Genomic DNA, 13,011 nt, shown 5'->3' with positions numbered 1-13,011 from the left:
GCGGTGCAGGGGGCGGGCCGCCCGCTCACCCACCGGGCTCTTTCACGCCGCCGGCGCGTGCTCGGCCACCACTTCGCGCAGGCAGGCCATCGCCATCCGGACCGCTTGCGGCGGGTATTTCTCGCGCCGCCAGTACATCGCCACGGAGCCGAAGCCCGACAGGCGTATCGGCAGGATGCGCATGGCGTTCATCTGCGACAGGCGCAGCGCGGCGCGGTGCGAGGCCACGCCGATCATGTCGCTGGTGTTGATCAGGGTCAGGTTGATGGTGACCGAGTTGGACTCGATAGCATCTGCCGGCGTGGGCTGTCCGGCCGCGGCCAGCGCCGTGTCCAGCGCATTGCGGATGGGCGTGCCCTTGGGCCAGAGAATCCAGCGGTAAGCCAGCAGATCGGCCCACTGCAGCGCCACGCGCGCCGCCAGGGGATGGCGCGGCCGCGCGACCAGGTGGATGGGTTCCATGTACAGCGCGGCCGACTGCACCACGGGATCGTGATACTCGGGCGCGAGGCGCCCCACGACCACGTCCAGGTCACCCTGCGCCAGTTGCGCCAGCAAGCGGTCGGTCGTGCCCTCGACCAGGCTGATGCGCGCCTGCGGCATGCGCTCGAGCAGGCGCAGCACGGCCAGCGGCACGGTATCGGACGCGGCCGCGCCGGACGCCCCCAGCACCACCCTGCCGCTGCCGCCCTCGCGCAACGCCGCCATGTCGGTGCTGGCACGCTCCAGCTGCGAATCCAGGCGCTGCGCATGGGCGATCAGCACTTCGCCATATGGGGTGGGCAGCAGGCCGCGCGCGTGGCGCTCGAACAAAGGCAGCCCGATGTCCTCTTCCAGGTCCTTGAGCCATTTCGACAGCCCGGGCTGGGTGGTGTTCAGCATGGCCGCCGAGTGGCTGATGTTGCGGGTCTGGGCCAGGCTGAGCAGCATCTTCACGTTGCGCAGGCGCAGGCGGTAGGTCCAGTCCATCTCTCCATCCTGCCATACGTTTTATCGTATGGATGATAAGTTTTCTTCATTTTTTTTAGCATATCGGCGCGCCCATAATAGCTCCACGACCTGCCGCGCCATCCTGGCGACAAGATGCAGGCCGGAACGCCGCGACGCGTTCCGTACACGACGGAGACAAAACATGCCCGACGGTAAATCGCCCGGCGACGCGCGGCAGGCCTACTACGCGCGCATCGGCCGCAAGAACATGGCCCCCCTGTGGGAATCCCTGCACAATCTCGTACCGCGCCAGCCCGCGCCGCGCTGCGTGCCGGCCATCTGGAAATACGAGGACGTGCGCGCCGACGTGCTGGCCTCGGGTTCGCTGATCAGCGCCGAGGAAGCCGTTCGGCGGGTGCTGATCCTCGAGAACCCCGGCCTGCGGGGCCAGGCCAGCGTCACCCAGACGCTGTATGCCGGCCTGCAGCTGATCCTGCCGGGCGAGATCGCGCCCAGCCATCGCCACTCCCAATCGGCGCTGCGTTTCATCGTCGAGGGCCGCACCGCGTACACCGCCGTCAACGGCGAGCGCACCACCATGCATCCCGGCGACTTCATCATCACGCCGTCGTGGACCTGGCACGACCACGGCAATGCCGAGGCGGCCGAGGGCGGCGAGCCGGTCGTCTGGCTGGACGGCCTGGACATTCCGCTGCTGCGCATGCTGGACGCGGGCTTCGCCGAGAACTATCCGGCCGCCACCCAGCCCGTAACGCGTCCGGAAGGCGACAGCGGCGCGCGCTATGGCTACAACATGCTGCCCGTGCGCCACCAGGCGGCGCACGCGTCCTCCTCGCCCATCTTCAACTACCCCTACGAACGCAGCCGCGAGGCGCTGGACCGGCTGTACCGGCACGGCGAACTCGACGCCTGGGACGGCGTGAAGCTGCGCTACGTCAATCCCGCCACGGGCGGCTACCCCATGCCCACCATGGGCACGTTCATGCAGTTCCTGCCCGCCGGCTTCCAGGGCCGCACCAGCCGCGCCACGGACTCCACCGTGTACTGCGTGGTGGAAGGCCGCGGATCGGCACGCATCGGCAACCAGGAATTCGCATTCGCGCCGCACGACGTGTTCGTCGCGCCGTCTTGGCAGCCGGTGCAGCTGGCCGCGCTCGAGGACGCCACGCTGTTCAGCTATTCAGACCGGCCCGTGCAGGCCGCGCTGGGCCTCTGGCGCGAATCGCGCGAGGACTGAAACGCTTTGCGCCGCGGGACGCGCGTCCGCGCGGCGCCCCTTACGAATCGATGCTTCATCCCATCCGAACAGGGTCTCTCATGTCGTACGTCTTCACTCCCCCCACCGTCACCGGCGCGCTGATCGCCGGCCGCGCCGAGCTGTTCCCCGTGCGCCGCGTCTACTGCGTCGGCCGCAACTACGCGGCGCATGCCCGCGAGATGGGCTTCGATCCCGACCGCGAGCCGCCCTTCTTCTTCTGCAAGCCCGCCGACGCCGTGATGCCGGTGGCCGAAGGCGTCACGCTGGAACTGCCCTTTCCAAGCGAGACCGCCAACTTCCACTACGAGATCGAACTGGTCGCGGCCATCGGCAGGCGCGGCAGCAATATCGCCGTCGAACAGGCGCTGGACCACGTGTGGGGCTACGGCGTGGGCTTGGACATGACGCGCCGCGACCTGCAGATGAAGGCCCGCGAGGCCGGCCGCCCGTGGGAACTGGGCAAGGCCTTCGACCACAGCGCGCCGCTGGGCCCGCTGGTGCCCGCCGCGCAGACCGGCGCGCTGGACGACGCGGCCATCTGGCTGAAGGTCAACGGCCAGGACAAACAGCGCAGCGACCTGTCCAAGCTGATATGGTCTGTCGCCGAGACCATCTCGTACCTGTCGCGCTACTTCCAGCTCGAGCCGGGCGACCTGATCTACACCGGCACGCCCGAAGGCGTGGGGCCGGTGAAGGCGGGCGACACCATGCAAGGCGGCGTGGACGGCCTGGGCACCATCGACGTGAAAGTGGTGCAGCCATGACGCGCGACACCGACGTCGTCATCATCGGCGCGGGCGTGGGCGGGCTGGTGCTCGCGCTCAGCCTGCACCAGGCCGGCATCGCCTGCCGCGTGTACGAAGCGGTGCGCGAGATCCGTCCGCTGGGCGTGGGCATCAACCTGCTGCCGCACGCCACGCGCGAACTGGACGAACTTGGCCTGCTGCCGGCGCTGGACCCGGTCGGCGTGCGCACCCAGGAATCGGTGTTCTACACCCGCCATGGGCAGCTCATCTATCGCGAGCCGGCCGGCCAGGCCGCCGGCTACGACTGGCCGCAGTACTCGATCCACCGGGGCGACCTGCAGATGGCGCTGCTGGACGCGGTGCGGCAACGGCTGGGCCCCGACAGCGTGGTGACCGACGCGCGCTGCATCCGCGTCGACCAGGACGACGCCGGTATCACCGCGCGCTTGCGCGACGGCGACGGGCGCGAGCTGCCATCCGTGCGCGGCGCGCTCGCGGTCGGCTGCGACGGCATCCATTCCGCGCTGCGCAAGCAGTTGTACCCGCAGGAAGGCGCGCCACGCTACTCGGGCGTCAACATGTGGCGCGGCACCACGCGCTGCAAGCCCTTCCTGAGCGGCGCCAGCATGGTGCGCGCGGGGTGGCTGTCCACCGGCAAGATGGTCATCTATCCCATCCGCGACGACATCGATGCGCAGGGCAACCAGTTGGTGAACTGGGTGGCGGAGATCGAGGCCGCCGAGCCCGCTGTGCGCGACTGGACGCGCGCCGGCCGCCTGGAAGACTTCTTCCCGGCCTTCGCCGATTGGCACTTCGACTGGCTGGACGTGGCGGCGCTGATCCAGGACGCCGACAGCATCCTGGAATATCCCATGGTCGACCAGGACCCGCTGCCCACCTGGACACAGGGCCGCTTGACCCTGCTGGGCGATGCCGCGCATCCGATGGTGCCGCGCGGCTCCAACGGCGCCGGCCAGGCGGTCATCGATGCCCGCTACCTGGCGGGCCAACTGAAGCGCCAGGGCCTGACGCCCGCCGCGCTGGCCGACTACGACCGCGCGCGCGTCGAAGCCACCACGCGCGTCGTGCTGACCAACCGCGCCAATCCGCCCGACGCCATCCTGCGCGAGGTCCACGTGCGCTCGGGCGACCGTCCCTATGCCCGCATCGAAGACGTCATCAGCGCGGCCGAGCTGGAAAACATATCGGCCAACTACAGGCGTGTGGCAGGGTTCGACCCGGTGGCCTTGAAGGCCCGGCCGTCGTTCCTCTGACGCACGTACACAACGGGCAGGGCCGGATACACGGCCCGTCCACAACGGAGACAACCATGAAGCGCCTTCTGAACGTACTGGCCTGCCTGATGCTGGCCATCGCGGGTTCCGCCCACGCGGCCTGGCCCGAACGGCCCATCACGCTGGTGGTGCCCTTCACCCCCGGCACCGGCATCGACCTGATCGCGCGCCAGTTGGCGGCCGGCCTGCCCAAGACACTGGGCCAGCCCGTGGTGGTGGAGAACCTGCCGGGCGCCAGCGGCAACATCGGCAGCGAGAAGGTGGCGCGCGCCGAACCCGATGGCTACACGCTGATGGTCACGGTGAACACGTTCGTGATGAACGCGAGCCTCTACCAAGGCAAGCTGCGCTACGACCCCGTAAAGGACTTCGCGCCCGTCAGCCTGACCTCCTGGGGCTCGCTGCTGCTGGTCACGCATCCCTCGAATCCGGCCAGGACGGTGGCCGACGTGGTGCGCGCCGCGCAGGCCAGCCCGGGCAAGCTGACCTATGGCACGCCGGGCGTGGGCACGCCGCACCACCTGTCGATGGCGCTGTTCCTGGACCAGACCAAGACCACGATGCTGCACGTGCCCTACAAGGGCACCTCGGGCGCCGTGACCGACATGCTGGGCGGACGGCTCGACTACATGTTCCTGCCCGTGCACGTCGCGCTGCCGCAGATCAGGGCCGGCAAGCTCACTGCCATCGCCACCGGCAGTCCCAAGCGCCTGGCCCAGCTGCCCGACCTGCCCACGCTGGCCGAGGCCGGCCTGCAGGGCGCCGACGTGGACATGTGGTACGGCGTGCTGGCGCCCAAGGGCACGCCCCCGGCCATCGTCGACGCCCTGAACAAGCAGATCGCCCAGGCGTTGAAGGCCCCCGGCGTGGCCACCGCCTTCGAGGCACAGGGCATGGTGCCCGCCACTTCCACGCCCGCCGAATTCGGCCAGTTGATCTCGAAGGACGAGAAACGCTGGAGCGAGATCGTCCAGCGCGCCGGCATCACGGCCGAGTGATCCGCGCCGCGCGCGCCCCCCCCCCGGCGGGCATGGCCCCGCCCGCCTTTCCGATCCAGGTGTGTCTTCCCATGCAACTACACAGCTTCTTCAACAGCTCGACTTCGTACCGCGTGCGCATCGCCCTGGCGCTCAAGGGCATCGCGTACGAGACCCTGCCCGTCAACATCCGCGTGCTGGAGCATCGCCAGCCGCACTACGTTGCGCGCAACCCCTCGGCCTGCGTGCCGCTGCTGTCCCACGACGCGTTCGAGCTGTCGCAGTCCCTGGCGATCATCGACTACCTGGATGCGCGCCATCCCGAACCCCGGCTGATCCCGCAGGATCCGCCGCAGCGCGCCCGCGTGCTGGAGCTGTCCAACGTCATCGCCTGCGACATCCATCCCGTGAACAACCTGCGCGTGCTGAAGTACCTGCAGGCGGAACTGAAGGTCACCGACGCGCAGAAGACCGCGTGGTACCGCCACTGGATCGCCGAAGGCATGGCCAGCGTCGAGGCCATGCTGGCTCGCCAGCCCGAGAGTCCGTACTGCTTCGGCCAGGCGCCGACGCTGGCCGACTGCTGCCTGGTGCCGCAGGTGGCCAACGCACAGCGCATGGGCTGCGACCTGTCCGCGTTCCCGCGCGCGCTGGCGGTGCACGACCACTGCGCGCAACAGCCCGCCTTCCGCGCCGCCGCCCCCACGGCGCAGCCCGACCACACGGCCTAGGGCCTGTTGACACTAAAAGGAGCATCGCATGCAGACCGCCAGGCACTACATCGATGGCCATTGGATCGAAGCCGCCACGGGGTCGTCCTCCTTGGGCGATGCGTTCAACCCCGCCACGGGACAGGTGGCCGCGCGGTTCGCCGACGGCGGTCTGGCCGAGGCCGAGGCCGCCATCGCGGCGGCCAGGCGCGCCTTCGACCGCACCGAATGGCGCCGCTCGCCGCGGCTGCGCGCGGACGTGCTGCTGCGCGCCGCCGACCGGCTGGAAGCGCGCAAGGAAGACGTGGCCGACTGGCTGGTCACTCTCAATGGCAAGCTGCGGCGCGAGGCCCTGGGCGAGACCCTGGCGGCGGTCTCCGAGCTGCGCTACTACGCCGGGCTGGCGCGCAACCTGTTCGGCCGCATCGCCGAGATGGAACCCGGCTGCTACAGCTCGTTGGAGCGCGAGGCCGCGGGCGTGGCCGCCATCATCCTGCCGTGGAACGCCCCCATCACCCTGCTGGCACGCTCGCTGGCGCCGGCGCTGGCCGCGGGTTGCTCGGTGGTGGTCAAGCCCGCCTTCCAGACGGCGCAGGCACACGACCTCGCGCTGGAATGCCTGGTGCAGGACGAGCGCATCCCCGCCGGGATCGTGAATTCGGTGATCGAATCCGGCTCGGCCGTGTCGCAGCGGCTCTGCGCCTCGCCGGACGTCGACGTGGTCAGCTTCACGGGATCGACGGCCGTGGGCAAGCGAATCGCGCAGGCCGCCGCGGGCACGCTCAAGCGCCTGTCGCTGGAGCTGGGCGGCAAGGCGCCCGCCGTGGTGTTCGCCGACGCCGCGCACGACCGCACCATCGCCGGCATCGTGGCGGGCAGCCTTATCCTGGCGGGCCAGCAATGCACCGCCATCAGCCGCGTGCTGGTCCAGGACGACGCCTACGGCGACTTCACGCGCGGGCTGGCCGAGGCCTATCGGGCGGTGCGGGTGGGTCGCGGAGACGATCCGCAATCCCAGATGGGCTGTCTGATCGACGCGGCCAACCGCGACCGCATCGCGGGCCTGGTCGAGCGTGCCGGCGATGCAGGAACGGTGCTGCTACAGGGACGCATTCCCGGCGGCGAGCTGGCGCGTGGCGCCTTCATCGAGCCCAGCCTGGTGGCCATCGAAGACCTGAGTTCCGACTACGTGCAGCGCGAGCTGTTCGGCCCGCTCGTCGTGGTCGAACGCTTTCGCGACGAGGAGGATGCACTGGCGCGCGCCAACGCCACCCGCTACAGCCTGGCCTCCAGCGTATGGTCGGCCGACGCCGAACGGGCGCGCCGCGTGGCGGGGCGCATGCGGTTCGGCACGGTATGGGCCAACACGCACAACAAGCTGTACGCCGAAGCGGAGACCGGCGGTCATGCCGACAGCGGCTATGGCCGGCTGCACGGCCAGGAAGGCCTGAACGACTTCCTGGAGACCAAGCACTTCTATTACGAAACCCGGGCCTGACGCCCGGGGCCTGCCTACACCAAGCAGAACAGCCGCGGCGACCGACCCCGGCGACTGGAGACATCATGGATCGAACCGCAACGCCCGCCGCTCAGGCGGCAGCCCCCGCCACGCCCGGCCCATCCCGCAGCGCCGCGCATTATTTCCTGGAGGGCCTGAACGAGATCGGCGTGGACTACATTTTCTCCAACTTCGGCACGGACCACGTCGCGCTGATCGAGGAGATGGCCCGCGGGAAACGCGAGGGGCGCGAGCAGGCGCGCACCATCCTGTGCCCGCACGAGAACGTGGCGGTGCACATGGCCGCGGGCTACGCCGCCATGACGGGACGCGGGCAGGCCGTGATGGTGCACGTCGACGCCGGCACCGCCAATGCGGCGATGGGCCTGCACAACATGTTCCGCGGCCGCCTGCCGGTGATGCTGATCGCCGGCAGGGCGCCCTACACGCTGCGCGGCGAGCTGCCGGGCTCGCGCGACAACTACGTGCACTTCGTGCAGGACCCCTTCGACATCGCCAGCCTGGTGCGGCCCTACGTGAAGTGGGAATACTCCCTGCCCTCGGGCGTGGTGGCGAAGGAAGCGCTGCGGCGCGGCCATGCCGTGATGCACAGCGACCCGCCCGGGCCCGTGTACATGACCCTGCCGCGCGAGACGCTGGCCGAGCAGTGGGCGCCCGAACAGGTGCGCGCCTTTCCGGCCGACCGCTACGGGGCGGTGGCAGCGGGCGGCATCGATCCGCTGCAGGCCGAGTCCATCGCGCGCCAGTTGGTCGACGCGCGCAGCCCCATCGCGGTCACCGCCTACCTGGGCCGCAAGGCGCCCGCGGTGCACGCGCTGCAGGCCCTGGCGCAACGCTGCGGCATCCGCGTCTACGAGTTCATGCCCACCCACATGAACCTGCCGCGCGACCATCCGTGCTTCGGCGGCTTCGATCCCAAGCCCGGCCTGGCCGACGCCGACGTCGGCCTGCTGCTGGACGTGGACGTGCCCTGGCTGCCGAAATTCGCCACCGAGCATCCGGACACGCGCTGGACCCACATCGACGTCGACCCGATCAAGCGCGACTTCCCGATGTGGGGCTTCGCCACCCACACGCGGCTGCAGGCGGATTGCGGCCGCGCGCTCGAGCAGGTGCTGGAGGCCGTCGAGCGGCTGGCCACGCCCGAGTTCGAACGCCGCGTGGCGCAGCGCATAGCCGGCTGGGAAGAGCCCAACGCCGCGCGCCGCGCCGCGCTGACGCGCGCGGCCGGCCAGCGCGGCGCCTCTGGCGCGATCTCGCCGCAATACGTGTGCGCCACGCTGGGCGCGGCATTGCGCCAGGACGACATCGTCATCAACGAGGCCATCCGCAACTCGCCCGCGGTGCTGGGGCAGATCCCCCGCACCGAACCCATGACGCTGCTGGGCTGCTCCGGCGGCGGCCTGGGCTACAGCGGCGGCCTAGCGCTGGGCGTGAAGCTGGCGCGGCCGGCTTGCCGCGTGGTGCAGGTGGTGGGCGACGGAGGCTTCCATTTCTCGACGCCGACCTCGGTCTATGCGGTGGCGCAGAACTACGGCCTGCCCATCCTCACGGTGGTGCTGGACAACGGTGGCTGGCAGGCGGTGAAAGAGGCCGTGCTGCGCGTGTATCCGGACGGCGAGGCGGCCGGCGTCAACGACTTCCAGGCGCGCCTGGACGGCCGGCAACGCCGCTTCGACCAGGTGGCGCAGGCATTCGGGGCGCACGGCGAACACGTGGCCGAGCCGGACGAACTGCCCGCCGCCATCACGCGCTGCCTGCAGGCGCTGGATGGCGGGCAGGCCGCGCTGCTGCACGTGCGGATCGGCCAGATCTAATCAGGAGACAGCCATGCCCGATACCCAACACCGCATCCTGGTGGTCGGCTGCGGTGCCATGGGCGGCATCTTCGCCGCCCACCTGACGCGAGTGGCCGACGTGACCGCGCTGGACACCGATGCCGCCCACGTGGCCGCGATCCGCCAGGACGGGCTGCGCATCGAAGGCGAGGAACAATTCGCGTGCACGCTGCGCGCCGAGACCGACGCCGCCGCCCTGCACGGCGATAACTTCGATGCCATGCTGTTCCTGGTCAAGTCCGGCCGCACCGCCGACGCCCTGGCCGTGCTGCGGCCGCTGTTGGCCAGGAACCGCCCCCTGCTGGTCACGCTGCAGAACGGCATGGGCAACAGCGAAATCCTCGAGACCGGCTCCGATTGCAAGGTGGCGCGCGGCGTCTCGCTGGACGCGGGACGCTACCTGGCCCCGGGCCGCATCGCACACCTGATCCGCGGCAACACCACGTGGCTGGGACCGACCCGCGGCGAGGCCGCCGATAGCGCCTGGCTGGCCGCGCTGCTGACCGAAGCAGGCCTGCCAACCCGCACGCTGGACGATCCGATGGACGCGGTCTGGTCCAAGTTCGTATTCAACTGCGTGATGAACCCCGTGGGCGCACTGCTGCTGGGCGTGAACGCCGCGCGCTATGGATCGCCCGACATCACGGCGCTGATCGACGACATGGCGCGGGAGAGCACCGACGTGGTCCGGGCGCTGGGCGGCCGTTTCGCGTTCGATCCCATGGCGCTGGTGCACGACACGCGCGCCGGCCGGCGCCCGGTCAGCCGCCATGCCGGATCGATGGCGCTGGACATCGCGCGCGGCGCGGCCACCGAGATCGACGAATTGACCGGCTTCATCGTGCGCGAGGGCGAACGCCTGGGCATCGCCGTGCACGCATGCCGTACCGTTTACCGGCTGGTGAAGGGGCTGGAGACCGCACGCGGCTGGCAACTGGCGCACCCCGAACCACCGGCCTGACCGCGCCGTCCCACCCGCAGCGACGAGACCGCAGCCACGGCCCGCCCCCCCACCCGAGGAGACAACACCATGATCCGTCCCGCAACCCTTGCGCTGGCCGCAGGCCTGACCTGCGCGGGCACCGCCGCGCAGGCGCAGGAAGCCTTTCCCGCGCATCCCATCACCATCATCGTCGGCTACAGCGCCGGCGGCGCCAACGACATCCTGGCCCGCATCCTGGCCGACAGGCTGACGGTGTCGCTGAAGCAGCCCGTCATCGTCGAGAACAAGCCCGGCGTGGCTTCCATCGTCGGCGCCACCTACGTGGCCAAGGCGAAGCCCGACGGCTATACGCTGCTGATGGGCGCAAGCGGCCCCATCTCGTTCAATCCCGCGCTGTACAAGTCGCTGCCCTATGCGCCGGACAAGGACCTGGCCCCGATCTCGCTGGTCGGCACGTTTCCGCTGATCCTTCTGACGCAGTCCGCCAACAAGGAGACGTCGACCCTGAAGGGCCTGAAGGCCTATGCGGCGGCCAATCCCAAGAAATCGAACTACAGCGCCAGCGCCGCGTCGTTCCAACTGATGACCGAGCTGTTCAAGAAGCAGACCGGCACGCACTTCGAATACATCCCCTACAAAGGCAGCATGGATTCGATCACCGCCGTCAGCACCGGCGACGCCACCATGACCCTGGTGGACGCGGGTCCGGCCACGCCGATGATCAAGGGCGGCCGCGTGCGCGCGCTGGCGGTCACCTCGGCGCAGCGCACGCCCTATCTGCCGGACGTGCCCACCATGAAGGAGGCCGGCATCGACATGGACGTGGAGCTGTGGAGCGGACTGTTCGCGCCCGCGGGCACGCCACCCGCCGTGATCGCGACGCTGCAGCGCAGCGTGCGCGACGCGCTGCAGGCACCGGAGGTGCGCCAGCGCATCGCGGCCCTGTCGATCACGCCCAAGAGCAATACCCCGGAGGAATTCGCCGCGCTGATCGGCAAGGAAATCGCGCTGTGGAAGCGCGTGGCCCAGGAGGCAGGCGTACAGCCGAACTGATGTGATGGCGCCGGGCGGCCCGGGCACGGGCTCGCCGAGGCGCGCCGGCCGTCAGAACGCCGGCTTGACCGCCGCCAGGATCAACACGCCCAGCCCCAGGATGAACACCGCCATGCTGGCGGGCAGCACCCAGCCCGGCGAGCGGTAGCCCTGCACGTGCAGCAGGCGATGCAGCACCACGGACAAGGCGATCTGCAGCGCGATCAGGACCGCGACCAGGCCCAGCTTGGCGTCGAGCCAGGGCTGGCCGAACCAGCCCACCATGCGCGCCAGCTCGGTGCCCACGGCCAGGGCCAGCAGCATGGCCGGCCAGGTCACGCGCACGTTCCAGCGCGCCAGCCCCCGCATGAACCGCGACGGGGCCTGCGGCTGCGCCGCGGGAAAACAGGCGGCCGACACCGTCAGCAGGCCCAGCACCCACGCCGCCGCCAACGCCACGTGCAGCACGCGCAGCCAGGGATACCAGGCCATCGACGGCGTCGTCCCGTCAGTTCAGGCTGGCGCCCGACAGCTTGACGATCTCCTGGTACTTGTCCTTCTCTTTCTTGACGAAGTCGGCGAAGGCCTGCGCCGTCATCGGCTTGGCTTCCGAACCCATGGCCAGCAGGCGCTCGCGCACCTCGGGCAGGTGCATCGCGTCGGAGTAGGCCTTGTTCAGCTTGGCCACCACGTCCGCCGGCACGCCGCCGGTGGTGAACACGCCGAACCACGTGCCCAGGTCGAAGCCCTGCACGCCGCCTTCCTGCACGGTGGGCACGTCGGGCAGCAGCGACGAGCGCTGCGCGGTGGTCACGGCCAGCGCCTTGACCTTGCCGTCCTTGATCAGGCCGGCCGACGCGGCCAGGTTGTCGAACATGAAGTCGGACTGGCCCGACAGCAGCGCCAACTGGGCCGGAGCCGCGCCCTGGTAAGGAATGTGCTCGACGTTGATGCCGGCGCGCGCCTTGAGCAGTTCGCCGGACAGGTGGCCGGCGCTGCCGTTGCCGCCCGAGCCATAGTTCAGCTTGCCCGGGTTCTTCTTGGCGTATTCGATCAGGTCGGCCAGCGTCTTGATGCCGTTCTTCTGTGCGAAGTCCAGGTTCATGACCAGCACGTTCGGCACCGAGGCCACGATGGTGATGGGCGAGAAATCCTTGATCGGATCGTACGGCAGGTTCTTGAACAGGAACGGGTTGATGGCGTGCGTGGCCACGGCGCCCATGCCCAGGGTATAGCCGTCGGGCTGCGCCTTGGCGATCAGGTCGGCGCCGATGTTGCCGCCCGCGCCAGCCTTGTTCTCGACGATGACGGGCTGCCCCAGCGAGGCCCGCACCTTCTCGGCCAGCACGCGCGCCATGGTGTCCAGCGGACCGCCGGGAGGATACGGCACGATGAAACGCAGCGGCTTGCTGGGGTAGTCGGCGGCCTGCGCGGCCATCGGGGCCAGCGAGGACAGGCCGGCGGCCAATGCCACGACGCCGCCCAGCAGGGCGCGGCGAGCGGTGGAACGGAGGGTGTCGGGACGGGACATGAGCAGGGTCTCCAGTGATGAGCGGCGCCAGCATAACTCAGTTACAGAGGCGCGCATTCTTTTCATTTTTGGCGGTTTTAGGTAATTATTCGTGAATTTGCGGCAAATCATTGCCGAAAATTCAGCGATTTCTTTCAATAATTGCGTCCGGTTGGCAGGTTCCAGGGAGGATCTGCCCAAGCCGGCCCGCAATCGGAATGCAAAGAAAAAG

General features: G+C 69.5%; 12 protein-coding genes. 9 read left to right on the top strand and 3 right to left on the bottom strand.

Going from position 1 to position 13,011, the window contains the following annotated elements; translation table 11 throughout:
* Window positions 1-42: 42 nt before the first annotated feature.
* The gene (locus A6745_RS08595; RefSeq protein ID WP_066125686.1) at window positions 43-969 is read right to left on the bottom strand and encodes a LysR substrate-binding domain-containing protein; all 927 of its coding nucleotides are present in this window, start codon (window positions 967-969) and stop codon (window positions 43-45) included.
* Window positions 970-1,132: 163 nt separating this feature from the next.
* On the opposite strand from A6745_RS08595, the gene gtdA reads away from it, so the two are divergent.
* The 9 genes from gtdA (at window position 1,133) to A6745_RS08550 (ending at window position 11,290) form a co-directional block, all read left to right on the top strand.
* A complete protein-coding gene (gtdA, locus tag A6745_RS08590) occupies window positions 1,133-2,188 on the top strand; it encodes a gentisate 1,2-dioxygenase (protein ID WP_066125684.1) in 1,056 nt (351 codons plus the stop codon).
* 80 nt (window positions 2,189-2,268) lie between these two features.
* Window positions 2,269-2,973: a fumarylacetoacetate hydrolase family protein gene (locus A6745_RS08585; protein ID WP_066125682.1), complete on the top strand. Its 705-nt coding sequence runs from the start codon at window positions 2,269-2,271 to the stop codon at window positions 2,971-2,973.
* Window positions 2,970-4,229 carry a flavin-dependent oxidoreductase gene (locus A6745_RS08580; RefSeq protein WP_066125680.1) on the top strand — a complete coding sequence of 420 codons (1,260 nt, stop codon included), beginning with the start codon at window positions 2,970-2,972 and terminating at the stop codon, window positions 4,227-4,229. Before A6745_RS08585 ends, A6745_RS08580 begins: the two co-directional genes overlap by 4 nt.
* 56 nt (window positions 4,230-4,285) lie before the next feature.
* Window positions 4,286-5,248: a Bug family tripartite tricarboxylate transporter substrate binding protein gene (locus A6745_RS08575; RefSeq protein ID WP_066125678.1), complete on the top strand. Its 963-nt coding sequence runs from the start codon at window positions 4,286-4,288 to the stop codon at window positions 5,246-5,248.
* 71 nt (window positions 5,249-5,319) lie between these two features.
* Window positions 5,320-5,958, top strand: a complete 639-nt coding sequence (maiA, locus tag A6745_RS08570; protein ID WP_066125900.1) for a maleylacetoacetate isomerase — start codon at window positions 5,320-5,322, stop codon at window positions 5,956-5,958.
* Between the two features lie 28 nt (window positions 5,959-5,986).
* Window positions 5,987-7,435, top strand: a complete 1,449-nt coding sequence (locus A6745_RS08565) for an aldehyde dehydrogenase family protein (RefSeq protein ID WP_066125676.1) — start codon at window positions 5,987-5,989, stop codon at window positions 7,433-7,435.
* Window positions 7,436-7,500: 65 nt separating this feature from the next.
* Window positions 7,501-9,273, top strand: a complete 1,773-nt coding sequence (locus tag A6745_RS08560; RefSeq protein ID WP_066125675.1) for a thiamine pyrophosphate-requiring protein — start codon at window positions 7,501-7,503, stop codon at window positions 9,271-9,273.
* 13 nt (window positions 9,274-9,286) lie between these two features.
* Entirely contained in the window at window positions 9,287-10,255 is a 969-nt protein-coding gene (locus A6745_RS08555) for a ketopantoate reductase family protein (RefSeq protein WP_066125673.1), read from the top strand.
* Window positions 10,256-10,324: 69 nt separating this feature from the next.
* Window positions 10,325-11,290 carry a Bug family tripartite tricarboxylate transporter substrate binding protein gene (locus tag A6745_RS08550; RefSeq protein ID WP_066125671.1) on the top strand — a complete coding sequence of 322 codons (966 nt, stop codon included), beginning with the start codon at window positions 10,325-10,327 and terminating at the stop codon, window positions 11,288-11,290.
* 51 nt (window positions 11,291-11,341) lie between these two features.
* Here the strand turns inward: A6745_RS08550 and A6745_RS08545 are convergent, their stop codons facing one another.
* On the bottom strand, window positions 11,342-11,761 hold the full coding sequence (locus A6745_RS08545) for a CopD family protein (RefSeq protein WP_066125669.1): 420 nt from the start codon (window positions 11,759-11,761) through the stop codon (window positions 11,342-11,344).
* Between the two features lie 16 nt (window positions 11,762-11,777).
* Window positions 11,778-12,800 (bottom strand): Bug family tripartite tricarboxylate transporter substrate binding protein, encoded by a 1,023-nt coding sequence (locus A6745_RS08540; RefSeq protein WP_066125667.1) that lies wholly within the window; start codon window positions 12,798-12,800, stop codon window positions 11,778-11,780.
* Between the last annotated feature and the right edge of the window lie 211 nt (window positions 12,801-13,011).

This window comes from Bordetella ansorpii (genome assembly GCF_900078705.1).
Lineage (GTDB): Bacteria > Pseudomonadota > Gammaproteobacteria > Burkholderiales > Burkholderiaceae_B > Bordetella > Bordetella ansorpii_A.
Note: the sequence above shows the minus strand (reverse complement) of the source record. Positions and strands in the feature narration are given on the sequence as shown.